We start from the raw sequence: 26,976 nt of genomic DNA, 5'->3' as shown, positions 1-26,976 counted from the left end.
CGGATGGAACCAGTTTCTCCGTCCGGGTTCAAGCAGCCCTATCGACGTAGATGCAGCCTTCCGGCACCGTCACCTCGGCGGGAAGCGAGGGATCGTAGCGGTAAAGCGTCGAGCAGTAGGGGCAGACCTTTTCATTGTCATCGCCAAGATCCAGAAATACGTGCGGGTGATCGAACGGAGGATTGGCGCCGACACACATGAATTCCTTCACGCCGATGCTAATCGCTGCATGACCAGCGCTGTTCTGGAAATGAGGGATGCTGTGTCCAGCCATATTTCGCTCCTGACGACTCGCCGCTCAACGCGCCTTGGCGCAATTGACTTCTCTTTCCCTAGGGTTTGTATCATCCTGAATGCGATTTCAAGACGCTTGCAAACAATCTGTCAAAACACCGCATTAGTTTGCCATTGAGACATGACCGTATATTCCGTTGCCCGTATAGTGGCAGCCAGCATTTGATTGGAGAACAATTATGAACGAACAGGCGCCCCTCATTCCGCAACCGGTGGAGAGCGTCGATCTGCCCGATCTGCCGAAAAGCGTCGATCGGTTCGTCAATCGCGAGTTCTCCTGGCTGCAGTTCAATCGGCGCGTGCTGGAGGAAGCCCACAACGCGCACCAGCCCCTGCTGGAACGGCTGCGCTTCCTGTCGATCTCGGCCGCCAATCTCGACGAGTTCTTCATGGTTCGCATCGCCGGGCTGGCCGGTCAGGTTCGTGCCGGCGTCTCCGATCGCAGCGACGACGGGCGCACCCCGCAGGAACAGCTCGATTTCGTGCTCGAAGAGGTTGGGCGGCTCCAGGCCGCGCAGCAGATCAGGCTGACGGAACTGCGCGCCGAAATGCTGAAGGAAAATATCGAGATCGTGCGGCCGGACCGGCTTACCAGCGCCGAACAGGCGTGGCTCGAAGATCACTTTCTTGAAACCATCTATCCGGTGCTTACCCCACTCGCCATCGACCCGGCGCACCCGTTTCCATTCATCCCCAATCTCGGATTTACCATCGCCATGATGCTCAACCGCAGCAGCGACAATCGCCCGATGACGGCGCTGCTGCGCCTGCCGCAGGCGCTGAAGCGTTTCATCCAGATTCCCGACGAGAGCGGCCATTTCCGCTTTCTGACACTGGAAGATGCAATCAGCCTCTTCACCGGGCGGCTGTTTCCCGGCTACGAAATCAAGGGGGCAGGCACGTTCCGCATCATTCGCGACAGCGATATCGAGGTGGAAGAGGAGGCCGAGGATCTGGTGCGCCTCTTCGAAAGTGCATTGAAGCGCCGCCGCCGCGGCCAGGTGATCCGCATCGAGTTCGACGACGAAATGCCGGAATCGCTGCGCAGCTTCGTTGCCACCGAGCTTGGCGTGCCGGACAATCGCATCAGCGTGCTCGAAGGCCTGCTCGCCCTCAACATGATGTCGGAAATCGTCGGCATACCGCGGGCCGACCTCAAATTCGTGCCCTACAATCCGCGCTTCCCCGAGCGTGTCCGCGAACATGGCGGCGATTGCTTTGCGGCGATCCGCGAGAAGGACATCATCGTTCACCATCCTTACGAATCCTTTGATGTCGTTGTCCAGTTCCTGCGCCAGGCCGCCGCCGATCCCGATGTCGTCGCCATCAAGCAGACGCTCTACCGCACATCGAACGACAGCCCGATCGTGCGCGCGCTTATCGATGCGGCAGAAAGCGGCAAGTCGGTGACGGCATTGATCGAACTCAAGGCGCGGTTCGACGAAGAGGCGAATATCCGTTGGGCGCGAGACCTGGAGCGCGCCGGCGTGCAGGTGGTCTTCGGCTTCATCGAGTTGAAGACGCATGCGAAGATGTCGCTTGTGGTGCGGCGTGAAGAAAATCGGCTGCGCAGTTACGTGCATCTTGGCACGGGCAACTATCATCCGATCACGGCGAAGATCTATACCGACCTCTCGTTCTTTACCTGCGAGCAGGCCATCGGCCGCGACGTGGCGCAGATTTTCAACTACATCACCGGCTATACGCCGCCATCGGGTGAAATGCGCATTGCCGTTTCGCCGATTTCGCTACGTCCGCGCATCCTCCAGCACATCGCCGAAGAGATCGAGCACGCCAAGGCCGGACGTCCGGCTTCGATCTGGATGAAGGTGAATTCGCTGGTCGACGCCGAGATCATCGACGCGCTCTATAAGGCGAGCAAGCACGGCGTCGAAATCGACCTGGTCGTCCGCGGCATTTGCTGCCTGCGCCCGCAGGTGCCGGGACTTTCGGAAAACATTCGTGCGAAATCGATTGTCGGCCGTTTCCTCGAGCATAGCCGCATCTTCTGCTTCGGCAACGGCGAAGGATTGCCGTCCGAAAAAGCACTGGTCTATTTCGGTTCGGCCGACATGATGACACGCAATCTCGACCGCCGCGTGGAGACGCTGGTGCCCATCACCAATCCAACTGTGCATCAACAGGTTCTTTCACAGATTATGCTGGCCAACGTTCTCGACAACCAGCAGAGTTACGAGTTACTAGCAGACGGAACGTCGCGCCGGATTGAGCCGGCCGAAGGTGAAGAAGCTTTCAACGCGCAGGAATATTTCATGACAAATCCCAGCCTTTCCGGCCGTGGCAAGTCGCTGAAATCCTCGGCACCTCGACTGATTGCCCATCGCAAGCGCTCGAAAAGAAACAAGGCTGCATGATCTCCGCTGCACAGGGACGCGTACAGGGGCGCCAGCCGGCCGCAGTTATCGACATTGGCTCGAATTCAGTGCGCCTTGTCGTTTATGAAGGCGTCAACCGCTCGCCCACTGTGCTGTTCAACGAGAAGATTCTCTGCGGTCTCGGCAAGGGTCTGGTCAAGACACACAAGCTGAATGCCAAGGCGGTGCAAAGCGCGCTGCGTGCGCTGCGCCGCTTCCGGGCCTTGGCCGATCAGGCGGGAGCGGTTTCGCTCGACGTTCTCGCAACGGCCGCAGCGCGCGAGGCCGAGAACGGCTCGATGTTCATCAAGGAAGCCGAGGCGCTGCTCAAAGAACCCGTACGGGTGCTTTCGGGACGCGAGGAAGCGTATTATTCGGCCCTCGGCATCATCTCGGGATTTCACGATCCGGACGGGATTGCCGGCGACCTTGGGGGCGGCAGTCTCGAACTCGTCGACGTCAAGGGGCGTCAGATCGGCGACGGGATCACACTTCCGCTTGGCGGCCTGCGCCTGCAGGACATGGCAGATGGTGATCTCACGGCTGCGGTGACGATAGCACGGAAGTATCTGGCTTCCGCCAAGCTTCTGGCCAATGGCAAGGGGCGCACCTTCTATGCAGTTGGCGGCACATGGCGAAATCTCGCCAAGCTGCATATGAGCGCGACGCACTATCCGCTGCATGTCATGCATCACTACGAAATTCCGTTCGAGGAGGCGCAGCGCTTCCTGAAGCTCGTCGCCGCCGGCGATCTCGACTATATGCGCGGCATAGAGGACGTCTCGAAAAACCGCCGCTCATTGCTCTCCTATGGCGCGATAGCGCTGCTCGAAACCATAAAGCTGATGCGTCCGGCCCAGGTTGTGTTCTCGGCGCTTGGGGTGCGCGAGGGATTTCTCTATTCGCTGCTTTCCGAAAGCGAGCAACTGGAAGACCCGCTCATCTCGGCAGCCGATGAACTGGCGGTGCTTCGCGCCCGCTCGCCTGCCTATGCGCGCGAGCTTGCCGAATGGACCGGTGGCGCCTTTGCCGCGCTAGGCTATGACGAGACCGAGGATGAGAGCCGCTATCGGCGCGCTGCCTGCCTCGTCGCCGATATCAGCTGGCGCGCCCATCCGGATTATCGCGGTTCGCAGGCCTTGAACATGATCTCCAACGCCGCCTTTATCGGTATCGATCACCCCGGCCGCGCCTATATCGCCCTTGCCAATTTCTTCCGCCATGAAGGCATTACCAATAGCGTCGCCGATCCGGACCTCGCGGCAATTGCCACGCCGCGCCTGCTCGAATATTCGCGCATCCTCGCGGCGGTCATGCGCATCGTCTACCCCTTCTCGGCCTCGATGGCCGGGGTGGTGCCTTACCTGTCCTGGAAGGCGACGGCAAACGGCATCGATCTCGTCGTCCACAAGTCCAAGGCCGACCTAATCGGCGACGTGCCGGAGGGGCGGCTGCAGCAACTGGCGAAGCTTACCGGTAAAAACATCCGGATGACGATCGGCTCCTAGTTCTCGGAGCCGACCCTAACCGCAAGGCAATTGGCGATTGACCGTTAGATCGGCGCGGCCGTTGCCTTCTTGCGCGCGGGCAGCGTCATGGCTGCGACCCCGGCAATGACGCAGACGAGCCCCAGCCAGGCGGTCGAGCTCAGGCTTTCCCCGAGAAAGAGCACGCCGATTCCAACCCCGATCGGCACGCGCAGATAGGCTTGCGACGTTGTGCTGACCGATCCCAGCGTATGGACGAGGCGGAAGAAGATCACGAAGGCGAGGGCGGTAGAGAAAACCGCAAGGCCAAACAGGGCTGCAATCGACGCGGTTGACGGTACGATCGTCCACGGATGGTCGACGACAAGGCTCAAGGGTATGAGCATGACCGCACCGCATATCATCGAGCCCGCCGCCGGCATCATCGGGTCCATCCCCTTGAAGCCGCGGCCGAAAATAGCTGCGCACGCATAGGAAATTGTTGCCGTGACAATTGCGAGTTGCGAGACAAGTTCCTTGCCGAGGCCGTTGAAGGCTTCAAGGCCAATGATCAGGCTGATGCCAACGACGCCAGCAGTGACGCCGAACACCTTGCGGGCGGTCACAGGTTCGTGCCGTGTGATGAGCACGGTGAGCAGGAACGTGAAGATCGGGGTCGTCGAATTGAGGATCGTCGCAAGACCGGCGTCGACGGTGATTTCCGCCCAGGCAACCAGGGTAAATGGGATGACACTGTTGATGCAGGCCTGGATGAAGAAGCGCTTCCAGACGTCCGGATCTCGCGGCAGTGCGAGACCGCGCATCCTGATGATGGCGAGCAGCAGCGCTCCGGCAATCAAGGTGCGCGCGGCAATAAATGTAACGGGCGGAATGGTTTCCACGCCGATCTTGATGAAGGTATAGGAAGCCCCCCACAGCGTGGCAAGCACCGCGAGAAGGGCAATCTCTCTGGCAAGCGGCGGGGTGGTCGAAACGGCGGGACTGGACATGCGTGGTTGCCTAATATGTTATGTGATCATGCCGGGACGTTAGCTGCACCGCCAAAGCGATGCTACGATCACGGCCGAACCATCGCTTACTCTTCTGGCCAGGGAACGGCCCGAATCTTCCTGTTTTCGAATTTAAGGCAAAGCGATCCGTTGATCAGTTGCAGCGCCTTTTCGCCAAAAACCTCGCGCCGCCAGCCCTGCAGCGCCGGAATGTCGTCGACGTCGCCCTCGGCGGCGATCCGGTCGATCTCGTCGGTTGTCGCAACGACCTTCGCGGCGACACCATGCTCCTCGGTGACAAGGCGCAAAAGCACCTTGAGGAGTTCAGCGGCAGCACCGGCGCCTTCCGGCGACTGCACGGATTTCGGCAGGCGCGGCATGTCTTCCTTCGGCAGGTCGAGCGCGAGATTGACAGCATTGAGGAGCCCGGTCGCCATGCTCGATCGTTCCCAGCCTTTCGGGATCGTTCTGAGGCGTGACATCGCCTCCGCATCGCGTGGCTGCTGCTGCGCGATCTCGTAAATTGCATCGTCCTTGAGCACGCGCCCGCGCGGCACGTTGCGCTCGCGCGCCTCGCGTTCGCGCCAGGCCGCGACACTGCGCAGAACTGCGAGTTCCTGCGGCTTGCGCAGGCGCATCTTCAGGCGCTTCCACGCATCGTCCGGATGCATGTCGTAAGTTTCGCGCGCCGTCAGGATTTTCATCTCGTCAAGCACCCAGTCGGTGCGGCCCTCTTCCTGAAGGCTCTGCTTCAGATGAAGGTAGATGTCGCGCAGATGCGTAACGTCGGCGAGCGCATAGTCGAGCTGCTTTTCGGAGAGCGGGCGGCGACGCCAGTCGGTAAAGCGTGACGATTTGTCGATTTGCGCCCCGACGATGCGCTGAACCAGCTGATCATAGGCAATCGCATCGCCAAAACCGCATACCATGGCCGCAACCTGCGTGTCGAAAACCGGATGCGGGATGAGATTTCCGAGGTGGAAGATGATTTCGATGTCCTGGCGCGCGGCATGGAAGACCTTGACGATCTTCTCATCGGCCATCAGCCGAAAAAAGGCAGCAAGATCAAGCCCGGGCGCCAGGGCATCGACGATCGCAGTATGATCGGGCGACGCAAGCTGAATGACGCAGAGTTCCGGCCAGAAGGTGGTCTCCCGGATGAATTCCGTATCGACGGTCACAAAATCGGATTGCGAAAGGGCCGCGACAGCCTGTTCAAGTTGGTCGGTGGTTGTAATCATGCTCATAAATTTTCTATAGCGAATGAGAATGCGTTTGTCTCCGCCCCGATCTTGACAAATCACCCTCAAAATGCGCTTGTCCGCCCAAATTCTTGGCTCATGCCGGGGCATTTCCCACGCTTTTCGGCAACCAGCATAAATTCAGAGGCACATACCATGCACCGTTACCGCAGCCACACCTGCGCAGCCTTGCGTAAATCGGACGTTGGTTCGACTGTTCGTCTATCCGGCTGGGTCCATCGCGTCCGCGACCACGGCGGCATTCTCTTCATCGACCTGCGCGACCACTATGGTCTGACGCAAATCGTTGCGAGCCCGGATTCGCCAGCATTCAAATTGGCGGAAACCGTGCGCGGCGAATGGGTTATCCGCGTCGACGGTGAGGTCAAGGCCCGTACCGACGATACGATCAACCCGAACATGCCGACCGGAGAGATCGAAATCTTCGCCCGCGAGATAGAAGTGCTGTCGGCTGCCAAGGAATTGCCGCTGCCGGTCTTCGGCGAGCTCGACTACCCCGAAGATATCCGTCTGAAGTACCGCTTCCTCGACCTGCGTCGCGACACGCTGCACAAGAACATCATGGCGCGCACGAAGATCATCTCGGCGATGCGCCGCCGCATGTCCGAAATCGGGTTCACGGAATTCTCGACGCCGATCCTGACGGCCTCTTCGCCAGAGGGCGCGCGCGATTTCCTCGTGCCGAGCCGCATCCATCCCGGCAATTTCTACGCCCTGCCGCAGGCGCCACAGCAATACAAGCAGCTCATCATGATGTCGGGCTTCGATCGCTATTTCCAGATCGCACCGTGCTTCCGCGATGAGGACCCGCGCGCCGACCGCCTGCCGGGCGAATTCTACCAGCTCGATATCGAGATGAGCTTCGTCGAGCAGAACGACGTGCTTTCGACGATGGAACCGGTGCTGCGCGGCATCTTCGAGGAGTTTGCCAATGGCAAGCCGGTAACGCAGGAATTCCCGCGGATTTCCTACGATGTCGCCATGCGCAAATACGGCTCCGACAAGCCGGATCTGCGCAACCCGATCGAGATGGAAGCTGTCACCGAGCACTTTGCCGGCTCGGGCTTCAAGGTTTTCGCCAACATGATCGCCAACGATCCGAAGGTCGAGGTCTGGGCTATACCGGCCAAAACCGGCGGGTCGCGCGCATTCTGCGATCGCATGAACTCCTGGGCGCAAGGTGAAGGCCAGCCCGGCCTCGGCTATATTTTCTGGCGTAAGGAAGGCGAGGCGCTGGAAGGCGCCGGACCGCTTGCCAAGAATATCGGCCCGGAACGTACCGAAGCCATCCGCACGCAGCTTGGCCTCGGCGAGGGCGACGCCGTGTTCTTCGTGGCGGGCGACCCGAAAAAGTTCGTCTCCTTTGCCGGCGCCGCTCGCACCCGCGCGGGCGAGGAACTCAACCTCGTCGATCGCGATCAGTTCAAGCTCTGCTGGATCGTCGATTTTCCCTTCTTCGAATGGCTCGAGGAAGAAAAGAAGATCGATTTTGCCCACAACCCGTTTTCCATGCCGCAGGGCGGCATCGACGCGCTGGAACATCAGGATCCTCTGACGATCAAGGCGTTCCAGTACGACATGGTCTGCAACGGCTTCGAAATTGCCTCGGGCGGCATCCGCAACCACCTGCCGGAGACGATGGTCAAGGCGTTCGAGGCCGTTGGACACTCGCGCGAGACGGTGGAAGAGCGTTTCGGCGCGCTCTACCGGGCATTCCAGTATGGCGCTCCGCCGCATGGTGGCATGGCTGCCGGCATCGATCGCATCGTCATGCTGCTCGTCGGTGCCAGGAACCTGCGCGAGATCACCATGTTCCCGATGAACCAGCAGGCCTACGATCTTCTGATGAATGCACCTTCCGAAGTGTCACAGGCACAGCTGCGTGACTTGCACATCCGCCTCAATCCGGTGAAGAAAGAGGTTTAAAAACCTCGCCGATGTGGTTTTGAATACAGAAAAGCCCGGCAGCAATGCCGGGCTTTTTGCTATGCCAAATCTATCTTGGGGCTCGTCCGGGGAACAAACGGGGTTGCACCGCTCTCTCCGCCGTCATACTCGGGCCCTTGTCCCGAGGATCCGCGTCAGGAAATCGCTATTCCGTGGCGGTGACAGTCACCCCGAGCGTCTTGATCAGCGATTTCGGATCGGCCATACCGCCCGCCGCGATGATAGCGAAGGGCACGGGCTTTGCCGGCATCGCCTTGATTTCGATCGTTTTCGGGTTGTCGAGATAGGTACTGGTCGCCTGGGCCAGCGCTTGCGCGAAATCGGCATTCTTCAACTGCGTTGCGGCCATCGGAATGATCATCTTCGCCTGATTGATCAGGTCGGAACGCTTGGCGCCCTGCTGCTTGGCGACATAATCAAGTGCCTTGTAGGTCAGCGAAGCATCGTCGAAGCGGATTGCGGCGCTGTTGAAGCTCAGTTGCTGCATGAGGCCGAGCATGGCCATGCCCTGCGCATCATCGGGCTTGCCTTCCATGTTCTTGGTGGCTTCCTGCAAACCCTTGATGAAATCGAGCGTATAGCCGGAAATGTCGAGCTTGATGCCGAGTGTACCGGCATTGTCGGCGATATAGTCCATCTTTTCGATGTTGAGCCGGCCATCGGCCATGTTCCAACTGCCGCTCATGTCGATCTTGCCGGTGAGCGTCTCATAGCCGAGCGCCTTGAGGGCGTCTTTCGTCTTCGGGTCTTCCACCGTCGACAGATCCGCCTTGAAGCGTTCCACGTTGGAGGTGAAGGTGACGGGGGCAGACGCGGTGATCGGCGACACGGTGACCGTCAGATTGTCGGCGTTGAAGACGTCCTTGCCCTTTGCGTTGACGTCGAAATGCTTGATTTCCGCTTTTTCATATTGAAGGATTTTGGCGAGCGGATCGGTTGAGCCTTCAGGAGGCAAGGTGATTCCAGCAAGGCTGATGCCGCTGACATTGACCTTGCTGCCGGGTTCGCCTTCAGGGGTGAAGTTGATGTCCGGGATTGTCAGCGAGCCAATCTTGAAACCACCGCCGGGCGCGTCAGATACGTCGGTCAACGTCACGTCACCGGCGCTGAAACTCTCCTTGACGCCCGCAGTCGATACTTTTGTATCCTTCAGGACGACAGTCGAGCCGTTCGTTTCCACGCTGCCATAGTCGAAGGTGCCGCCCTGTTCGGCATAGACGGCCTTGAGACGTCCTGCGACAGCATTTCCATCGACCGCATAGGCCGATCCGGCAAAGATGATCATGAGAGCAGAGGTGGCGCCGAGGACGCGCAGGCTGGAATTCAGATGCATTGAAGCCATGAGTTGATCCCTTCTGTTCCCGTATTCGAAGCGTGCAGCAGCGGCAAAACTATGGCCATCACCGAGGAGCTTTGCTGTTAAAGGGCGAGAAGGTCAGATTTGCAGATCGAAAGCAAGAGCCGTGCGCCCGGCAAGGCCAACTGGCTGTGATCTTGGCGAATCATTGCTTGCCGCCGAATCGGCGAGTTGATAACCCATTGACATGGGAAAAAGCGTGATTCCGCCAGATAATGGCGACGACAATTACAATAATATCGAGCCGGTCGATCTGAAGGCGGCGCTGGAGGAGCGCTATCTCGCCTATGCCCTTTCGACGATCATGCATCGCGCGCTGCCGGACGTACGCGACGGGCTGAAGCCGGTGCATCGCCGCATCATGCATGCCATGCGGCTTCTGCGCCTTTCGCCGGACCAGTCCTATGCCAAGTGCGCTCGTATCGTCGGCGAAGTCATGGGTAAATTCCACCCGCATGGCGACCAGTCGATCTATGATGCGCTGGTGCGCCTGTCGCAGGATTTCGCCGTGCGCTATCCGGTCGTCGACGGCCAGGGCAATTTCGGCAATATCGACGGCGATAACCCGGCGGCGATGCGCTACACCGAAGCGCGGATGACCGATGTCGCCATGCTGCTTCTTGAGGGCATTACCGAGGACGCGGTCGATTTCCGGCCAACCTATAATGAAGAGGACGAGGAACCGATCGTCCTTCCGGGCGCATTCCCGAATCTGCTCGCCAACGGCTCGTCCGGCATCGCCGTCGGCATGGCGACGTCGATACCGCCGCATAATGTCTCGGAGCTTTGCGCGGCCGCGCTGCATCTGATCAAGCATCCGGACGCGAGCGTCGAGGACCTGATGTCGACCGTGGAGGAGGAGGACCCGCTCAAGACCAAGGTGCGCGGTCCCGATTTCCCGACCGGCGGTATTCTCGTCGAAACACCGGATGCCATTCTCGACGCCTACAAGACCGGTCGCGGCGGTTTCCGCCTGCGTGCCCGCTGGGAGGTTGAGGATCAGGGCAGGGGGACGTGGAATATCGTCATCACCGAGATTCCGTATCAGGTACAGAAATCACGGCTGATCGAGAAGATCGCCGAACTCCTGATCGCCAAGAAATTGCCGCTGCTCGACGATGTGCGCGACGAATCCACCGAGGACGTGCGCCTTGTCCTGGAACCGAAGAGCCGGAGTGTCAATCCGGACATCCTGATGGAATCGCTGTTCAAGCTGACGGAACTTGAAACCCGTTTCCCCTTGAACATGAACGTGCTGTCCAACGGCAAGGTGCCGAATGTCCTGTCGTTGCGCGACGTTTCGAAGGAGTGGCTCGAACATCGCAAGGATGTGCTAATCCGGCGCTCGCGCCATCGCCTCGGCGAGATCGAACGCCGTCTCGAAATCCTTGGCGGCATGCTGATTGCCTATCTCAACATCGATGAGGTCATCCGCATCATTCGCGAGGAGGATGAGCCGAAACAGGAGATGATCAGGCGCTTCGAACTCACCGACGTTCAGGCAGAAGCCATCCTCAACATGCGGCTTCGCTCGCTGCGCAAGCTTGAGGAGTTCGAGATTCGCAAGGAATTTGACGGTCTCACAGCCGAAAAGCGTGAAATCGAACAGCTCCTCGGTTCCGAGCCCAAGCAATGGCAAACCATTTCCTGGCAAATCTCGGAAATGCAGAAAAAATATGCGCCGGATACGCTGCTCGGCAAGCGTCGCACCACATTCGCGGAGGCGCCGCAGCACGACCTGACCGATATTCATCATGCGATGATCGAGAAGGAGCCGGTCACCGTCGTGGTCTCTGAAAAGGGCTGGCTGCGCGCCATGAAGGGGCACCTTGCCGATTTCTCGGCGCTGACCTTCAAGGAAGGCGATAAACTCAAGCTTGCCTTCCATGCCGAAACAACGGACCGCATCCTTGTCCTCACCACTGGCGGCAAGTTCTACACCATCGGGGCCAACAGCCTGCCGGGCGGGCGCGGCCATGGCGAGCCGATCCGCATCATAGTCGACATGGAGAACGACCAGGACATTGTTACGGCCTTCGTGCATAGCCCCGAGCGCAAACTGCTGCTGTCCTCGCATGTCGGCAATGGTTTCGTCGTACCCGAGGCCGAGGTGATCGCCAATACCCGCAAGGGCAAGCAGGTGATGAACGTCAAGGCGCCGGACGAGGCGCGCCATTGCATTCCGGTTACAGGCGATACGGTTGCCATCGTCGGCGAAAACCGCAAGATGCTGGTGTTCCCGCTGTCGGAAGTGCCCGAACTCGGACGGGGCAAGGGTGTGCGGCTGCAGCGCTACAAGGATGGCGGCGTGTCCGATATCCGCATCTTCGCCATGGCGCAGGGCCTGACCTGGCAGGACGCGGCCGAGCGTACCTTCAGCCGAAGCGAGACCGAACTCCTTGAGTGGATCGGCCCGCGCGCAACCGCCGGGCGGATGGTGCCGAAGGGTTTCCCGCGCTCCGGCAAGTTCGCTTGACCAAACAAGGCCACTGTCTCCGATAAACGAGAGTGATCTCTCGCATATTGACGGCGACGCATCGTTCATATAAATGAGAGAGAACGTTCTCTCTCATTTCGGCGGATCGATGGTTGATCAAATGCTGCCCAAGCAGGCAAGGAGCGCTTCCGACGACGACGCGGAAGGCTCTCATTGCTTCGTGGCGAAACTCTTCGGCAAGCGCGCGCGCAATCGCGAAGCGCAGGAGGAGCGTATTCTCAACGCCGCAATGAGCTGTTTCATCCGTTCTGGCTTCCGTGGCGCGTCGATGAACGATATATGCTCGGAGGCAGGCATGAGCCCGGGTGCGCTTTACCGCTATTTTCCTTCCAAGGAAGCAATTATCGAGACGATCGCGGCGATGCATCGCCAGCAAAGCAACGAGATCCTCGATCGCCTGCTGCAGTCCAACAATATCATCGATGCAATTACCCAAGTCGGCACCGACCATGTGCGCAAGATGTCGCTGAACGATAGCGGTCCGGGCCCGGCCGATTCCAGCGCGCGCCTTTTTGTCGAGGTGCGGGCCGAGGCTATGCGAAACGAAACCGTCGCGGCAACCTGCGAACTGCACGAAGGAATGATGCGCGAAAAGCTGCATGCAGCCCTCGAAGCTGCCAAGGCGCGGGGCGAAATCGATCCGATCGCCGACATGGATCTCGTGGTCGCATCGCTGGCCGCCATGGGCGAGGGGATCATCATGCGCAACTTTCCGGCCCAGGGCCTCCCGGTCGAGGCGCTGGAGCCCGTGTTCCGTGCGCTCGCGGTAGCGATGCTGCGCCCGACAAGTTCCAAGATTTGAAGATCGCTCCAACTCGAGTTTTCCCGATGAGCCGTTACAGCAAAAAAGTTCTTGTTTCCCTGGCTCTCGTGTCGAGCCTCTCCCTGTCCGCCATGGCGGGCGCGATGGCTGAAGAAAAAGCCGCTGCCGCCGTCCCCGAGACTAAAGCGCCGGTCATCAATGTCATACCCGCGGGCAAGAGCGAGATGGTCTCGACCATCACCGTCAACGGCACCATCGTGCCGCGCCAGGAGGTTGCGGTCGGGACCGATGTTGCCGGCCTGCTCGTCCTCGAACTCAACGCCGATCAGGGCGACGTGGTGAAGGAGGGCGACATTCTTGCCCGCCTCGACAAGTCGGCGCTGCAGATACAGCTTGCACAGATCGATGCCCAGCGGGCTCAGGCCGACGCTTCGATTTCGCAGTCGGAGGCCCAGATCGTCGATGCGGAGATTGCCGTGCGCCAGGCCATGGAAGCGCTGGAGCGCGCACGTGCCCTCTCCAGCAAGGGCATCAACTCCAAGATGGAGCTCGACAACGCGACCAACGCCCACGATAGCGCCAATGCCCGTCTCAATACCGCCCGCCAGGCGCTGGTCGCCACCCAGTCGCAGTTGCAGCTTGTCGCCGCGCAGAAGCGCGATGTTCTCCTGCGTCTGGAAAAGGCCGACGTGAAGGCACCGACCGCCGGCGTCGTCCTTAGCCGGAATGCGCTGCTTGGCGGCATTGTTTCGTTCAATGCAGGACCCTTGTTCCGCATTGCGCGCGACGCGCAATTCGAAGTCGCAGCCAATATTCCGGAAGTGGATCTGCCTCGCCTCAAGGAGGGTATGCCGGTTTCGGTGCGCGTCTCGGGCATGGAGGAACCGGTATCCGGTCGCGTGCGCCTCATTTCGCCGGAAATCAACGCAAGTTCGCGCCTTGGCTCGGTGAAGATCACGCTTGAGAAGAACCCGGCGATCAGGCCCGGTAATTTCGCCCGCGCCGTGGTCGAACTCACACGCCGCGACGGCATCAATGTGCCGCTTTCCGCCGTGGTCTATCATGGCCGCACCGCGCTTGTGCAGGTCGTCAAGGACGGCGTCATCGAAAGCCGCACGGTGGAACTGGGCATTCGCAACGATCGCGCCGTCGAAGTCCTCAAGGGACTGGCGGAAGGCGAGGAAGTCGTGGCCCGCGCTGGAACCTTCGTCGCCAATGGCGACCGCGTAACGCCGGTTCGCGTTACCGACGAGGCCACGGGGGCCATCAAATGAACTGGAACATTTCTGCCTGGTCGATCCGAAACCCGGTTCCCTCGATCCTCCTCTTCGTGGTGCTTGTCGTTCTCGGCCTGATGGCTTTTGCCAAACTGCCGATCACGCGCTTCCCCAATATTGACGTGCCGCTGATTTCGGTTTCCGTCACCGACCCCGGCGTCGCACCGACCGAACTTGAAACCCAGATCGCCAAGCGCGTCGAGGATTCGGTTGCGAATATAACGGGCGTGAAGAACGTCACCACCAATTTGACGGAAGGCAATTCCACCACGCTTGTCGAGTTCCGGCTCGAAGTCGACACGCAAAAGGCACTCGATGACGTCAAGGATGCCGTCTCGCGCATTCGCGACGACCTGCCGGCGACGATCAAGGAACCGATCATCAATTCGGTCGATGTCGAAGGATCGTCTATCCTGACCTATGCCGTCTCGGCGCCGACCATGACATCGGAAGAGCTGTCCTGGTTCGTCGATGACAAGATCATCCGCGATATTCAGGGCCTCAAGGGTGTCGGCCGCGTGGAGCGCTATGGTGGCGTTACCCGGGAAATCCGCGTCTCGCTCGATCCTGACCGCCTGACGGCGCTTGGCGTTACCGCCTGGGACGTGAACCGCGCACTGAAATCGATGAATGCCGACCTGACCGGTGGGCGCGGCGATCTCGGGACTATGCAGCAGACGATCCGCACCCTTGGCGCATCGCGTACGCTCGACGACCTGCGGGCCGTGGAAATTCCGCTCGCCGGCGGCCGTTCGGTGCGCCTCGATGCTCTTGGCACCGTCAGCGACTCGTTCGAGGAGCCCAAATCCTTTGCCCGCGTCAACAACCAGACCGTTGTGTCGCTCGGCATTTTCCGCGCCAAGGGCGCCAGCGATACCGATGTATACGCGCTCGTGCAGGCGCGGATGGATCAATTGAAGGAGAAGTATCCGGACGCGCGCTTCAGCATCATCGACAATTCGGTCAACTACACCTACGGCAACTATGAATCGGCGATGAGTTCGCTGGTCGAAGGGGCGCTGCTGTCGATCATCGTCGTGTTCCTGTTCCTGCGCAATATTCGGGCGACGCTGATTGCCGCGATCGCCTTGCCCCTGTCGGCCATCCCGACCTTCTGGGCGATCGACATGCTGGGCTTCTCGCTCAATCTTATCAGCCTGCTCGGCATCACCCTCGTCACCGGTATCCTCGTTGACGACGCCATCGTCGAGATCGAGAACATCGTCCGCCATATGCGCTCGGGCAAGTCGCCCTATAGGGCATCGCTCGAAGCCGCCGACGAAATCGGCCTCGCCGTGATCGCGATTTCGGTGACAATCATTGCCGTCTTCGCGCCGGTCAGTTTCATGAGCGGCATTGCCGGACAGTATTTCAAGCAGTTCGGCCTGACGGTCGCAGTCGCCGTATTCTTCTCGTTGCTTGTCGCCCGCCTGCTGACGCCGATGATGACGGCCTATCTGCTGCGCGACGGCAAGAGCCTGCACCATGGCGACAAGGAAGCCGGCTGGATACGCGGCTATACGCGGTTCCTCGGCGTAACCTTGCGTTATCGCTGGCTGACGCTGGTAAGCGGCATTGGACTTTTCGCGCTCGCCATCTGGGCAATGGGTTTCCTGCCCTCCGGTTTCGTTCCGCCACAGGACGAGGCGCGGGTCGCCGTCAGTCTCGAACTGCCGCCCGGCGCTCCGATCGACGAGACGCTGCGCGTGACCGATGCGGCTTCGCTCAAGGTGCGCGAGATTCCCGAAGTCCAGCAGACCTATGTGACCGGTGGCTCGTCGCCGACGGGTTCGCTCGATACGCGCCGTGCAACGATGATCGTCAAGCTCAGCCACAAGAGCGAACGGCACCGGACCCAGAAGCAGATCGAGGTCGATATCTTCAATAAATTGTCGGAAGTGCCTGATCTCAGGGCGAATTTCGTCAATGATCGCGGCGAGCGCGAGTTTGCTGTCGGCGTTATCGGCAGCGATGGCGATAAGGTCAGCGAGCAGGCCCGCCTGCTGCAGAGCGGGATGACGGCGACAGGCAGTTTCCAGGCGGTATCGTCTACTGCCGCGCTTGACCGGCCTGAAATCATCGTCACGCCGCGCATGGACAAGCTCGCGGAACTCGGCATTTCGACCTCGCAGGTGTCGGATGCATTGCGTGTCGCGACGCTGGGCGATCTTGATGCGAACCTTGCCAAATACACGATCGGTGACCGGCAGATCCCGATCCGCGTGCAATTGACCGAGGAAGCGCGACGCGATCTTTCCATCCTCAGTACGCAGACAGTGACGACACCGGCGGGCGTGGTGGTGCCGCTCGAATCTATCGCCGATATCAGCTTTGGCCAGGGACCGTCCTCCATCGAGCGTTTCAACCGCGAGCGCCGCGTCGTTGTCGGCGCCAATATGGCGGGTGGCAAGGAGATCGGCGAGGGGCTCGATATCGTCAAGAACCTCCCGGCTGCGAAGTCCATGCCCCAGGGCGTGCGCATACAGGAGACGGGCGACGCAGAGGTCATGGGTGAGGTGTTTGCCGGGTTCCGCGATGCGATGATCATGGGCCTCATGCTCGTCTTCGTCGTGCTGATTTTGCTTTTCGGCAGTATTTTCCACGCCTTCACCATCCTGATGTCGCTGCCTCTGTCGATTGCCGGCGTGGCGGTGGCGTTGCTGCTCACCAACAATTCCGTGTCGATGGCGGTGGTCATCGGTATCCTGATGCTGATGGGTATCGTGACCAAGAACGCGATCATGCTCGTCGATTTCGCGGTCGAGGAGGTCAAGCATGGCGTAGCCCGCAACGAGGCAATCATCGATGCCGGACGCAAGCGCATCCGCCCGATCGTGATGACGACCATCGCCATGTCTGCCGGCATGCTGCCCGCCGCCATGGCTTTCGGCGATGGCGGTGAGTTCCGCGCGCCGATGGCGATTGCCGTTATCGGAGGTCTTCTGGTTTCAACGGTTCTGTCGCTGGTCTTCGTTCCATCGTTCTATACGATCATGGACGATGCCAGCCATTGGATGGGCCGCGCCTTCCAATGGTCGTTCCGCCCCAACAAGCCCGACGAGCCTGAGACTGTTGCACACGGCGAGTTGGTTCACGTGCAAGGACCGCGGCCGATTATCGTTGAGGCTGCGGAGTAACGATGCGGCAGCAGTCCGATATCTGCGGAAGCGACGGGATAATTCTCAAAATCAGGGCATAGTCGCTTAGATCACACCGGATGCCGCAGGGCTCCTAATCGCGCTATTCGGCGGCTGTGGTACATCTGCCAGAGCGAGTGGCAGACGAGGGCGTTGATGATAATCAGGCCGCCAACAAGGGTCGGATCGCTCGGCCGCTCGGCAAAGATCATCCACACCCAGATCGGCGTCAGCACGGTTTCAAGCAGATAGAACATCGCGACTTCGGGTCCCGAGATGAACTTCGGGCCGGTGGCAAGACAAAGGAATGCCAGCGTCGTCACGACAGCGCCGTTGAATATGATCCAGCCGGGCACTGCGACCGAATAGCCGTTCTGGGCAACCATGAACGCCGCCACCGTCATGGGCAGCGCAGTGCCAATGATCGCGGCAAATCCCATGTCCTTGCCGGAGGCACGGCTGACCGTGATTGCCGATGACAGGATAAAGGTCGAGAGCAGGGCGACCAGATCGCCGAAGAGATGGCCGGAGGAAAGCCCTTCGCGCACAATGATGCTGACGCCGACCAGCATGAAGAACATGGCTGCAAAAGTTGCAGGTTTCGGCCGCTCCTTCAGGAAAATCCAGGACAGGAGCGCCGAAAACACCGTGTTGAGCGCAAGAATGAACACGAGGTTTGCTGTCTTGGTATTGTAGACGGCAATCATGAAGGTGATCGAGGTCAGGCCGTAGAGACCGGCGACGACATAACCGACGGCGCCCGGAACAATCGGCCGCCACTTTCCCGTCGCAAGGCTCCAGATCAGCCAGATGAGGAAGGCGCTGATGAAGGTCGTTGCGCTGCGCAGCAACAATGTCGACCAGGTTTCTCCCTCGCCAAGCCGCAATAGCGGAATGTCTGCCGTCAGGATAAGGCCGCCAAGGCCAGTTATGAGCAAACCCTTGCGATGGTCGAGGTGAAGCTGGGACATACGGCGTTTCCGAATTGTTTATTTGCCGCATGCCAGGGCAGTGTTAGGGCAGGCTGGATCGATCAGTCTTGGCGTTCCCACCCCTTGGGGCCGAGATGCTCCTGGGGCTTGTAGCGAATCTTGTATTGCATCTTGCGCGAGCCCGCCACCCAGTAGCCAAGATAGACGTGGGGAAGTCCGGCGGCGGCGGCGCGCTGGATATGATCGAGGATCATGAACGTGCCAAGCGAGCGGGTGGCATGTTCGGGATTGAAGAACGAATAGACCATCGACAGGCCATCGCCCATGACATCGGTGAGCGCGACGGCAATAAGTTCGCCTTCGCCCTTTTTGGTGATGAAGGAGTCCGGACCGCGGCGTCGGTATTCGATGATCTGCGTCGGCACATGCGTGTCCTCGATCATCATCGCATAGTCGAGAACCGACATCTCCGACATGCCGCCCTTGTTATGGCGGGCATCGAGATATTGCCGGAACAGAGCATATTGCTCAGTGGAGGGCTCCGCGTGGTGAATATTGCCGATCAGGTCGCGGTTGCGATTCCAGACGCGGCGCATAGACTTATCCTGCTTGAACTCGCCCGCAAGGATGCGCACGGAGACGCAGGCGCGGCAGTTTTCGCAGGCAGGACGGTAGGCGATGTTCTGCGAGCGGCGGAAGCCGCCTTGCGTCAGGAGATCATTGAGTTCGCTGGCGCGCCCGCCGACAAGGTGCGTGAAGACCTTGCGCTCCAGCTGCCCCTCCAGATAGGGACAGGGCGAAGGTGCTGTCAGGAAAAACTGTGGTGACTGCTGTGGTTGGTGCGTCATTCCATGCCCTGGGACGGTCTTCAATAGCTAATAGAATCGTATGACCGTCCGAAACGTCAATTGAATAATATTGTATTCAGCAATGAAAGTCTTCGTCCCTGTAGTATTGCTCAATTCGCACCGCAGGCAGCCCCGGTCCAGCTATGGCTGACAGCATCGAATCTGCCGTCCTTCGATGCGCCCCAACGTCCGTTGAATTGCTTGTAGTCATCGGAAAAATGAAGGTCGAGCCGGCCGGTTCCATATTTGTCGGTCCAGATCAGCGACCGCGAGGTTCCGGTTCCATCGTCCTTTTCAGCAAGCTTACCGACAAGCCGCCCCGCGGAATCGCCGGCTTCATAGGTGCCGTTGATGTGGCCCGACTTGTCGACGTTCAATATCGTCTCGACGTCGCGATAGTCGCCGTCTGAAATCATTTCACCGCAATAGCGGCCGGCCGGCGAAGCGGCCACACCCGGAATCGTGCCGAGCCCATAGATTGCGAGCGACGCAAAAGCGATCGCGGATAAACGCATTTTCATCATTTGTACTACCTTGAAAGTGGCCCTCGAAACGCGAAGGCCCTGGAATTATTGCTGCTGAATAAGCCTCGAAATTAGCTGTACGCGCGGACGACAACCGTCCCGAGAAGAAGGTCGTGCACAGTTCGCTTACGGTCGAGGAAGAATGTTGCGAGCAGGATAAGCGGCGTTAACACCACGTTCAGGCCCCAGAACAGCACAGTATGGACGACAGCGAGCAGGCCGTCGACCTTCTGGCCGTCGAGCCGTTCGAGCTTGATGCCCATCATTTGCATGCCCTTGGTCGCCTGACGTCGCCCGCCAAGGGTCGTTGCCACATAGGCGAGGGCGACGGCGGGAAACATGATGCCGTAGAGCGTCCAGCCAAGGCCGAGCGTCGCGACGCCGAGAATTGCAATGAGGAACGCCACCGGAATGCAAAGGAAGAACACGATCACATAGTCGATGAGGAAGGCGAAGGCGCGGCTCGTCCGCACGCCCTGATAGAGCCGCCAGTCATCAAGGCGGCTGGTTACGATTTCGCCATCAAGCGTTTCGGTGTTCATTTCGTTTTCCGTTTCAAACCGGCGACAGAATGCCGTTGCGCTGAAATTGGGAACTCGGGAATGAAAAATCAAGGAGCAGTCAGGCGCCCGCCTTTAGCCGCTCGGCAACGATCGGTGCGAAATAGGTGAGAATTCCGTCGCAGCCCGCCCGCTTGAACGCGAGCAGCGTCTCCATCATGACCCGCTCTTCGTCGATCCAGCCATTGGCGCCCGCGGCCTTTATCATCGTGTATTCGCCCGACACCTGATAGGCGAACGTCGGCATCGCGAAGGCATCCTTCAGCCGGCGGATAATATCGAGATAGGGAAGGCCCGGCTTGACCATCAGTGAATCCGCACCCTCAGCCAGGTCCTGTTCCGCTTCGCGCACTGCCTCGTCTGTATTGGCGGGATCGATATAATAGGTCTTCTTGTCGCCCTTGAGCCGGCCGGACGTTCCGATGGCTTCGCGGTAAGGACCGTAAAAGGCCGATGCAAACTTGGTCGCATAGGCCATGATGGCGACATCCTGGAAGCCGTTGTGGTCGAGTGCCTCGCGGATGGCGCCGATACGGCCGTCCATCATGTCCGACGGCGCAATGATATCGGCCCCGGCTGCCGCCTGAAGCACGGCCCCCTTGGTGATCTGTTCGACGGTCTCATCATTGACGATGATGCCGTCGCGCAGGATGCCGTCATGCCCGTGGCTGGTGAAGGGATCGAGGGCAACGTCGGTGATCATGCCAATTTCCGGCACAGCATCCTTGATGGCGCGGGTCGCGCGATTGATGAGATTGTCGGGGTCGAGAATGCCCGAGCCCGTCTCGTCGCGCAGCGCCGGATCGATATTAGCAAAGGTGGCGATCGCCGGAATGCCAAGTTTTGCCGCGCGCTCCGCTTCCCGAACCGCCATGTCAACCGAAAAGCGCTGGACCCCCGGCATCGCGCCAATGTCTTCGCGCCGGTTTTCGCCCTCGCACAGAAAGATTGGCCAGATGAGGTCATTGACTGTCAGCTGGTTTTCCTGAACGAGCCGCCGTGACCAATCGGCCTTGCGCATCCGGCGCAGGCGGCGGCCTTGTGTAATTTCATCCACGGTCCGGCCCTGGGGGCCCGCGAAGGCTGGGTATTTGTTCATTGTTGCCTTGACCCGCCATAGCGGGCATTTCCTCTGTTTGTAATGGTTCTAACAGGGAAGCAGCCGTCTACCAAGATATTTGGGGTGATGTGGGATCCATTGACGCGGCACGCTTGAGTTTCCTAACCTCGCATGCTCAAGCTTGGAGGGGCGAATGGAAATCGACTTTGGTGGGGCGGGCGAGGTGCTGTTCGAAAGACGCGGCAAGGCAGGGCTCGTCCGGCTTACACGGCCGAAAGCCCTCAATGCACTGACGCAGACGATGGTCAATGCGATGCACCGCGCCCTTGTCGCCTGGTCGACCGATTCCGACGTCCATTGCGTGATCGTCGAGGGCGAGGGCAGAGCTTTTTGCGCGGGCGGCGATATTCTGGCCGTTTATCACGCCGGGAAGGCGGGAGCGCCGCTCTACGAGTTCTTCGCCGACGAGTATCGCCTCAATGCCTATATCCGGCATTTTCCCAAGCCATATGTTTCCCTGATCGACGGCATCGTCATGGGTGGCGGCGTCGGAATATCGGTGCACGGTTCGCACCGGGTCGTCACCGAGAATGTCCTCTTTGCCATGCCCGAGGTCGGCATCGGCTTTTTCCCCGATGTCGGCGGCAGCGCCTTTCTCCCGCATCTGCCCGAACATTTCGGCACATATCTCGCCCTGACGGGCAATCGAATCCGGCAGGGCGACTGCCTGCAGAGCGGGATCGCTACCCAGGCGATAAAGGCCGAAGACAAGGAGAGGGTCAGGCGCAGCCTGATCAGGACCGGCAAGCCCGAAGTGGCTTTACGGGGAAAAACCATCAACCCGGACTATGAAACACCTGAGAAAACGCGCGATATGATCGGCGTGCTCTTCGATTCGGAGACCTTAGGCGGCTGCCTCATCCGGCTTGCCGCCTCAGGGGTCAACGGAAACGAATGGGCGCAGCAGATCCTTGATCTCATCAAGACCCGTTCTCCGACCAGCCTGCACGTGACGTTCAGGCAGATCGCCGAGGGCGGGCATCTTGAAATGGATCAATGTATGCAGATGGAGTACCGGATATTGTCGCGCATGCTCGAAAACCACGATTTTTACGAAGGCGTCCGCTCGCTTCTGGTCGATAAGGACAATGCGCCCGTGTGGCAGCCGGCTTCGATCGATGAGGTGACGCCGGAGATGGTGGACGCCTATTTCGCCCCCCTCGGTGAGCGTGAACTGAAGCTGGCATGAACGAGAGGCCGACGCATCTGCCATTCGACCCGACGCTGACGCAACTGGGCTTTGTGTGGTTCCTGCGGCTTGTCGCCATCTATTGTATCGTGGCGGGCATAGGGTATTGGGCGCAGATCAGCGGTTATTACGAGGGCATGCTGTGGCGCTTCGACCTTATGCCGTGGCAATGGAAAGTCGCCTCGGTATCGCTCGCGGTGCTCTATCCGGTGGCAGCGACAGGGCTCTGGATGATGGTCTCCTGGGGCCCGGTCATCTGGTTCGTCGCCGCGCTCGGCGAAACATTGATGTTCACGACTTTCTCCCGGTATTTCTTCTACAAGCCCCAGATTGCCATCATCCACGGCGGCGTGGCGCTACTCTATATCGCCTTCAGGGTCCTGCTGTTCGTGCAGAAAAGACGCCAGGCCAAGCCCAGGCGATAGGGCGCTTTTTAAGCCGAGGCGTAAGTCTTCATTAAGCCTGAAATTGATTGAGCCGAGGTAAGGTACTGTTAAGTCTGTGTTTTAAGTCGAATTTTATGCGTATTCGATAGTGTTGCCTCAACGGTGAGAAAAATACACCGAAACAACAGTGAGGCAGGTATTATGAACAACACACAGAGAAAGTCTGGTGAGAACCAGCGTTCGACACCCAGTGATACTGCGTTGCGGACACTTTATCTTGAAGCACTTCAGTTGGTAGAACGTTTGCATCGACGTTTGCTTGACGTCGTCAAGGATGAATTCGACCGCAACGGCCGCAGCGACATCAACGCGATCCAGGCATTGCTGCTTTTCAACATCGGCAATGCTGAACTGACGGCCGGCGAACTGCGTAGCCGCGGCTACTATCTCGGCTCGAATGTTTCGTACAATTTGAAGAAGCTGGTCGAGCTTGGCTTCATCTCGCATGAACGGTCCCGCACCGATCGTCGCTCCGTTCGGGTTAGCCTGACGGACAAGGGGACGGAAGTCGCAGAACTTGTGGCGGGTCTCTACGAGCGCCATATCGCGTCGATCGAACATGTCGGTGGCATCAAGGCGGAAGAATTCCAGTCGATGAACAAGGCGCTCCAGCGTCTCGATCGCTTCTGGAACGACAGCATCGCCTACCGCATGTGAGCTCTAACAGTGTCTCCACTGCAAAAGCCCGGCTTCGCTTCATGCGAGGGCGGGCTTTGACCATTGTTCTGTGGGGTTCTTGAAGTCAGTGCGTTTCCCATGGCCTAGGGTCATTAATCCGCCATAATGGCGTGGAAATCGACGAAGTCATTGCATGCTCAGCGAAATACGGCGGACAGCTGGAGAGGCGTGGTCGGCATCACGATTGCGCGATCAGCGTTACAATTGCTGTTTGTTAAAGTAGTTGCTGGTAATTCTGGATAATCGTAACCGCTCATCTTGCGTTGCAGGTGGCATTGGCCGCAGTACTTCCAAGGGTTGGACACAATATGAAGAAATTCGGATCATCGGCAATTGATCGCCGCGCATTCCTGCGAGGCGTGGCAACTGCTGGTTTCGCCGCGGCAACAACGTCGGCATTCGCCCAGCAAAGCGATATCGGCGAGATTCTGGCGGCGCCGCGCCGCGGCAACTGGGATGATCAGTTCGACGCGCGCTCGACATCAAAGGGCAAGGTCGCGAGCTTCCAGCCGATCGCAAGCCCGGAGACGGCTTCCTTCATCCAAAACGCCATCAACACCTATAACCAGATCGTCAGCAATGGCGGTTGGCCACGCGTCGATACCACGGTCAAGCTGCAGCTTGGCGTCGTCGACCCTTCGGTCGCCGTCATGCGCAAGCGCTTGATGATCGCAGGCGATCTTTCAGAGAGCGCAGGCATCTCCAATTCGTTCGATACCTATGTTGATGCCGCTGTTAAGCGCTTCCAGGCCCGGCACGGTCTGCCTGCCGATGGCGTCATGGGGCAGTATTCGCTGGCTGCGATGAATGTCCCCGCCGATATTCGCCTCGGACAGTTGCAGACCAACCTCGAACGTGTTCGCACCTTGGCCGCCGCAGACCAGGGTCCGCGTTACGTCATGGTCAACATTCCGGCTGCGCAGCTCGAGGCAGTGGAGGGCGGCCGCGTCGTCCAGCGCCATACCGCAATCGTTGGCAAGATCGACCGCCAGACCCCGATCCTCGATTCCAAGATCCACGAGGTCATTCTCAATCCTTACTGGACCGCGCCGAAGTCGATCATCGAAAAAGACATCATTCCGCTGATGCGCAAGGACCCGACTTATCTGACGCGCAACAAGATTCGCCTCTTCGACCAGCAGGGTCAGGAAGTTCCGCCGGAACAGGTCGACTGGAATACGGATGATGCCGTCAAGCTGATGTTCCGCCAGGATCCGGGCAAGATCAACGCCATGTCATCGACGAAGATCAATTTCCCGAACCCCTATGCCGTCTATATGCACGATACGCCTCAGCAGGGCGTATTCAACAAGTTGATGCGCTTCGAATCGTCCGGCTGTGTCCGCGTCCAGAACGTGCGCGATCTGAATGTATGGTTGCTGCGCGATACGGCGGGCTGGGATCGCCAGACGATGGAAGCGACCATTAAGACCGGCGTCAATACGCCGATCAACGTCAGTAACCCGGTGCCGCTGCACTTCGTCTACGTGACAGCGTGGTCGACCGGCGACGGGGTCGTTCACCTGCGCGACGATATTTACGAGCGCGACGGTCAGGCCGCGCTTTCTATCGGCACGAATACTTGAGCGATTGACCTCTGGATAAGTGGAAAAGACCGCCTTCGGGCGGTCTTTTTTCTGACGAAGGCAATGTGAATTCTCGTGCCCAACTCTCCGTCATCCTTCTGGCTTGTCCCGAGAATCGACCTTGGCGAAAGCCCGGATTGAGCGGGCCTACCTCATTTCCATACCCATGGCGGTTTCCGGCTATTGCTTTTCGTCTCCCGGCCATTGGCCTTGCCGGTTTAAGTATGATAATGCGCCGCAATCACGTAACTGTTCCCACCGGCAAATGAGGTTGAGACACCATGTCGAACGCAGATACCTTTTTCAACGCACCGCTCGAAGAGATCGATCCGGAAATCTTCGGCGCAATCCGCAAGGAACTTGGTCGTCAGCGGCATGAAATCGAGCTGATCGCCTCGGAAAACATCGTCTCCCGTGCCGTGCTCGAAGCCCAGGGCTCGATTATGACCAACAAATATGCCGAGGGGTATCCGGGCAAGCGCTATTATGGCGGCTGCCAATTTGTCGATATTGCCGAAGAACTTGCGATCGAGCGCGCCAAGCAGTTGTTCGGCTGCGAATTCGCGAACGTTCAGCCGAACTCCGGCAGCCAGATGAACCAGGCCGTGTTCCTGGCGCTGCTGCAGCCGGGCGACACGTTCATGGGGCTCGATCTCAATTCTGGCGGCCACCTTACCCACGGCTCGCCGGTCAACATGTCCGGCAAGTGGTTCAACGTCGTTTCCTACGGCGTGCGTGAGGACGATCACCTCCTCGACATGGACGCCATCGAGAAGAAGGCGCATGAGACCAAGCCCAAGCTTATCCTTGCGGGCGGCACGGCCTATTCACGGGTCTGGGACTGGCAGCGCTTCCGCCAGATCGCCGATTCCATCGGCGCTTACCTCATGGTAGACATGGCGCATATCGCGGGTCTCGTTGCTGCCGGCGTGCATCCTTCCCCGCTTCCGCACGCGCATGTCGTGACCACCACCACGCACAAGTCGCTGCGCGGTCCACGCGGCGGCATGATCCTCTGCAACGATCCCGAGATCGCCAAGAAGATGAATTCCGCCGTGTTCCCCGGCTTGCAGGGCGGGCCGCTGATGCACGTCATCGCCGCCAAGGCAGTCGCCTTCGGCGAAGCGTTGAAGCCGGACTTCAAGACCTATGGCAAGAACGTCGTTACCAATGCGCAGACGCTTGCTGAGACGCTGAAGAAGAACGGGCTCGACATCGTTTCCGGCGGTACCGACAACCATCTGATGCTCGTAGATCTTCGTCCCAAGAATGCGACCGGCAAGCGCGCCGAGGCCGCGCTTGGCCGCGCCAACATCACCTGCAACAAGAACGGTATTCCGTTCGACCCGGAAAAGCCGTTCGTAACGTCGGGCGTTCGCCTCGGCACCCCGGCCGGCACGACACGCGGATTCGGTCCGGCCGAATTCACCGAAATCGGCAATCTCATTTCCGAAGTGCTCGACGGTCTCAAGGTCGCGAATTCCGATGAGGGCAATGCCGCCGTGGAAAAAGCCGTGCAGCAGAAGGTCATCTCATTGACCGACCGTTTCTCGCTTTACCCCTACCTCGGCTAAGGCGCGCGCCGGATTGATATGGATGGGCGGGGGGAATGCGGCGGATCGAACGGTCCGTTCACAGTCCTCTCCGCCCGACCGCTTTTAACTTCGCAAGAAAATCATTATCTTCGGGCCCTGTCTCTTGCGAACAT

At 59.3% G+C, this 26,976-nt stretch carries 21 protein-coding genes; 12 read left to right on the top strand and 9 right to left on the bottom strand.

The genetic code is table 11. The features are described from left to right. Nucleotides 1-28: 28 nt before the first annotated feature. Nucleotides 29-274 carry a zinc-finger domain-containing protein gene (locus BM074_RS00195; protein ID WP_027232370.1) on the bottom strand — a complete coding sequence of 82 codons (246 nt, stop codon included), beginning with the start codon at nt 272-274 and terminating at the stop codon, nt 29-31. Between the two features lie 199 nt (nt 275-473). Between BM074_RS00195 and BM074_RS00190 the strand changes: the two genes are divergently transcribed. Both BM074_RS00190 and ppx read left to right on the top strand, forming a co-directional pair. Continuing rightward, nucleotides 474-2,669 (top strand): RNA degradosome polyphosphate kinase, encoded by a 2,196-nt coding sequence (locus tag BM074_RS00190; protein WP_091918967.1) that lies wholly within the window; start codon nt 474-476, stop codon nt 2,667-2,669. Further along, nucleotides 2,666-4,177, top strand: a complete 1,512-nt coding sequence (gene ppx / locus BM074_RS00185) for an exopolyphosphatase (RefSeq protein ID WP_091918965.1) — start codon at nt 2,666-2,668, stop codon at nt 4,175-4,177. The genes BM074_RS00190 and ppx overlap by 4 nt, the downstream gene beginning before the upstream one ends. Nucleotides 4,178-4,221: 44 nt before the next feature. Here ppx and BM074_RS00180 read toward each other — a convergent pair whose 3' ends face one another. Both BM074_RS00180 and rnd read right to left on the bottom strand, forming a co-directional pair. Further along, nucleotides 4,222-5,145 (bottom strand): DMT family transporter, encoded by a 924-nt coding sequence (locus BM074_RS00180; protein WP_091918963.1) that lies wholly within the window; start codon nt 5,143-5,145, stop codon nt 4,222-4,224. Between the two features lie 86 nt (nt 5,146-5,231). Beyond that, nucleotides 5,232-6,392 carry a ribonuclease D gene (gene rnd, locus BM074_RS00175; RefSeq protein WP_027232374.1) on the bottom strand — a complete coding sequence of 387 codons (1,161 nt, stop codon included), beginning with the start codon at nt 6,390-6,392 and terminating at the stop codon, nt 5,232-5,234. Between the two features lie 150 nt (nt 6,393-6,542). Here rnd and aspS point away from each other — a divergent pair, with 150 nt between their 5' ends. Beyond that, nucleotides 6,543-8,333, top strand: coding sequence for an aspartate--tRNA ligase (aspS, locus tag BM074_RS00170; protein WP_091918962.1), 1,791 nt, complete (start codon nt 6,543-6,545; stop codon nt 8,331-8,333). A gap of 166 nt (nt 8,334-8,499) precedes the next feature. Here aspS and BM074_RS00165 read toward each other — a convergent pair whose 3' ends face one another. Further along, a complete protein-coding gene (locus tag BM074_RS00165) occupies nt 8,500-9,696 on the bottom strand; it encodes a hypothetical protein (RefSeq protein WP_091918960.1) in 1,197 nt (398 codons plus the stop codon). Nucleotides 9,697-9,898: 202 nt separating this feature from the next. Here BM074_RS00165 and parC point away from each other — a divergent pair, with 202 nt between their 5' ends. The 4 genes from parC to BM074_RS00145 all read left to right on the top strand — a co-directional run bounded on the left by parC (nt 9,899) and on the right by BM074_RS00145 (nt 17,385). Further along, nucleotides 9,899-12,187 carry a DNA topoisomerase IV subunit A gene (parC, locus tag BM074_RS00160; protein WP_091918958.1) on the top strand — a complete coding sequence of 763 codons (2,289 nt, stop codon included), beginning with the start codon at nt 9,899-9,901 and terminating at the stop codon, nt 12,185-12,187. 109 nt (nt 12,188-12,296) lie between these two features. Further along, nucleotides 12,297-13,010, top strand: coding sequence for a TetR/AcrR family transcriptional regulator (locus BM074_RS00155; protein WP_091918956.1), 714 nt, complete (start codon nt 12,297-12,299; stop codon nt 13,008-13,010). 26 nt (nt 13,011-13,036) lie between these two features. After that, entirely contained in the window at nt 13,037-14,245 is a 1,209-nt protein-coding gene (locus tag BM074_RS00150) for an efflux RND transporter periplasmic adaptor subunit (protein ID WP_091918954.1), read from the top strand. Beyond that, entirely contained in the window at nt 14,242-17,385 is a 3,144-nt protein-coding gene (locus BM074_RS00145; RefSeq protein ID WP_091918952.1) for an efflux RND transporter permease subunit, read from the top strand. The genes BM074_RS00150 and BM074_RS00145 overlap by 4 nt, the downstream gene beginning before the upstream one ends. Before the next feature lie 71 nt (nt 17,386-17,456). Here BM074_RS00145 and BM074_RS00140 read toward each other — a convergent pair whose 3' ends face one another. From BM074_RS00140 to hemB, 5 genes are all read right to left on the bottom strand, one after another. Beyond that, nucleotides 17,457-18,356 carry a DMT family transporter gene (locus BM074_RS00140; protein WP_091918950.1) on the bottom strand — a complete coding sequence of 300 codons (900 nt, stop codon included), beginning with the start codon at nt 18,354-18,356 and terminating at the stop codon, nt 17,457-17,459. Between the two features lie 62 nt (nt 18,357-18,418). Continuing rightward, a complete protein-coding gene (locus BM074_RS00135; protein WP_091918948.1) occupies nt 18,419-19,165 on the bottom strand; it encodes an arginyltransferase in 747 nt (248 codons plus the stop codon). Nucleotides 19,166-19,275: 110 nt separating this feature from the next. Beyond that, nucleotides 19,276-19,689 carry a hypothetical protein gene (locus BM074_RS00130; protein ID WP_091918946.1) on the bottom strand — a complete coding sequence of 138 codons (414 nt, stop codon included), beginning with the start codon at nt 19,687-19,689 and terminating at the stop codon, nt 19,276-19,278. A 71-nt stretch (nt 19,690-19,760) separates the two neighbouring features. Beyond that, complete coding sequence (locus BM074_RS00125; protein ID WP_027232382.1) at nt 19,761-20,231, bottom strand: RDD family protein; 471 nt, start codon at nt 20,229-20,231, stop codon at nt 19,761-19,763. A 79-nt stretch (nt 20,232-20,310) separates the two neighbouring features. Continuing rightward, a complete protein-coding gene (gene hemB / locus BM074_RS00120) occupies nt 20,311-21,348 on the bottom strand; it encodes a porphobilinogen synthase (RefSeq protein ID WP_027232383.1) in 1,038 nt (345 codons plus the stop codon). A 154-nt stretch (nt 21,349-21,502) separates the two neighbouring features. On the opposite strand from hemB, the gene BM074_RS00115 reads away from it, so the two are divergent. From BM074_RS00115 to glyA, 5 genes are all read left to right on the top strand, one after another. After that, nucleotides 21,503-22,558: an enoyl-CoA hydratase/isomerase family protein gene (locus BM074_RS00115; protein WP_091918945.1), complete on the top strand. Its 1,056-nt coding sequence runs from the start codon at nt 21,503-21,505 to the stop codon at nt 22,556-22,558. Continuing rightward, nucleotides 22,555-22,983, top strand: a complete 429-nt coding sequence (locus BM074_RS00110) for a DUF6163 family protein (RefSeq protein WP_091918943.1) — start codon at nt 22,555-22,557, stop codon at nt 22,981-22,983. Before BM074_RS00115 ends, BM074_RS00110 begins: the two co-directional genes overlap by 4 nt. A gap of 162 nt (nt 22,984-23,145) precedes the next feature. Continuing rightward, the gene (locus BM074_RS00105; protein WP_027232386.1) at nt 23,146-23,661 is read left to right on the top strand and encodes a transcriptional regulator LdtR; all 516 of its coding nucleotides are present in this window, start codon (nt 23,146-23,148) and stop codon (nt 23,659-23,661) included. Nucleotides 23,662-23,990: 329 nt separating this feature from the next. Continuing rightward, nucleotides 23,991-25,268, top strand: coding sequence for a L,D-transpeptidase family protein (locus BM074_RS00100; protein ID WP_027232387.1), 1,278 nt, complete (start codon nt 23,991-23,993; stop codon nt 25,266-25,268). A gap of 281 nt (nt 25,269-25,549) precedes the next feature. Continuing rightward, on the top strand, nt 25,550-26,842 hold the full coding sequence (glyA, locus tag BM074_RS00095) for a serine hydroxymethyltransferase (protein ID WP_027232388.1): 1,293 nt from the start codon (nt 25,550-25,552) through the stop codon (nt 26,840-26,842). Nucleotides 26,843-26,976: the final 134 nt, after the last annotated feature.

This window comes from Phyllobacterium sp. CL33Tsu (assembly GCF_900113985.1).
Lineage (GTDB): Bacteria > Pseudomonadota > Alphaproteobacteria > Rhizobiales > Rhizobiaceae > Phyllobacterium > Phyllobacterium pellucidum.
This window is presented reverse-complemented; position numbering and strand designations above follow the sequence as displayed.

Excerpts from the sequence above, each read along its gene's own strand:
- BM074_RS00195 (WP_027232370.1), bottom strand. The coding sequence starts at position 274 with ATGGCTGGACACAGCATCCCTCATTTCCAGAACAGCGCTGGTCATGCA.
- BM074_RS00190 (WP_091918967.1), top strand. The coding sequence starts at position 474 with ATGAACGAACAGGCGCCCCTCATTCCGCAACCGGTGGAGAGCGTCGAT.
- ppx (WP_091918965.1), top strand. The coding sequence starts at position 2,666 with ATGATCTCCGCTGCACAGGGACGCGTACAGGGGCGCCAGCCGGCCGCA.
- BM074_RS00180 (WP_091918963.1), bottom strand. The coding sequence starts at position 5,145 with ATGTCCAGTCCCGCCGTTTCGACCACCCCGCCGCTTGCCAGAGAGATT.
- rnd (WP_027232374.1), bottom strand. The coding sequence starts at position 6,392 with ATGAGCATGATTACAACCACCGACCAACTTGAACAGGCTGTCGCGGCC.
- aspS (WP_091918962.1), top strand. The coding sequence starts at position 6,543 with ATGCACCGTTACCGCAGCCACACCTGCGCAGCCTTGCGTAAATCGGAC.
- BM074_RS00165 (WP_091918960.1), bottom strand. The coding sequence starts at position 9,696 with ATGGCTTCAATGCATCTGAATTCCAGCCTGCGCGTCCTCGGCGCCACC.
- parC (WP_091918958.1), top strand. The coding sequence starts at position 9,899 with ATGGGAAAAAGCGTGATTCCGCCAGATAATGGCGACGACAATTACAAT.
- BM074_RS00155 (WP_091918956.1), top strand. The coding sequence starts at position 12,297 with ATGGTTGATCAAATGCTGCCCAAGCAGGCAAGGAGCGCTTCCGACGAC.
- BM074_RS00150 (WP_091918954.1), top strand. The coding sequence starts at position 13,037 with ATGAGCCGTTACAGCAAAAAAGTTCTTGTTTCCCTGGCTCTCGTGTCG.
- BM074_RS00145 (WP_091918952.1), top strand. The coding sequence starts at position 14,242 with ATGAACTGGAACATTTCTGCCTGGTCGATCCGAAACCCGGTTCCCTCG.
- BM074_RS00140 (WP_091918950.1), bottom strand. The coding sequence starts at position 18,356 with ATGTCCCAGCTTCACCTCGACCATCGCAAGGGTTTGCTCATAACTGGC.
- BM074_RS00135 (WP_091918948.1), bottom strand. The coding sequence starts at position 19,165 with ATGACGCACCAACCACAGCAGTCACCACAGTTTTTCCTGACAGCACCT.
- BM074_RS00130 (WP_091918946.1), bottom strand. The coding sequence starts at position 19,689 with ATGATGAAAATGCGTTTATCCGCGATCGCTTTTGCGTCGCTCGCAATC.
- BM074_RS00125 (WP_027232382.1), bottom strand. The coding sequence starts at position 20,231 with ATGAACACCGAAACGCTTGATGGCGAAATCGTAACCAGCCGCCTTGAT.
- hemB (WP_027232383.1), bottom strand. The coding sequence starts at position 21,348 with ATGAACAAATACCCAGCCTTCGCGGGCCCCCAGGGCCGGACCGTGGAT.
- BM074_RS00115 (WP_091918945.1), top strand. The coding sequence starts at position 21,503 with ATGGAAATCGACTTTGGTGGGGCGGGCGAGGTGCTGTTCGAAAGACGC.
- BM074_RS00110 (WP_091918943.1), top strand. The coding sequence starts at position 22,555 with ATGAACGAGAGGCCGACGCATCTGCCATTCGACCCGACGCTGACGCAA.
- BM074_RS00105 (WP_027232386.1), top strand. The coding sequence starts at position 23,146 with ATGAACAACACACAGAGAAAGTCTGGTGAGAACCAGCGTTCGACACCC.
- BM074_RS00100 (WP_027232387.1), top strand. The coding sequence starts at position 23,991 with ATGAAGAAATTCGGATCATCGGCAATTGATCGCCGCGCATTCCTGCGA.
- glyA (WP_027232388.1), top strand. The coding sequence starts at position 25,550 with ATGTCGAACGCAGATACCTTTTTCAACGCACCGCTCGAAGAGATCGAT.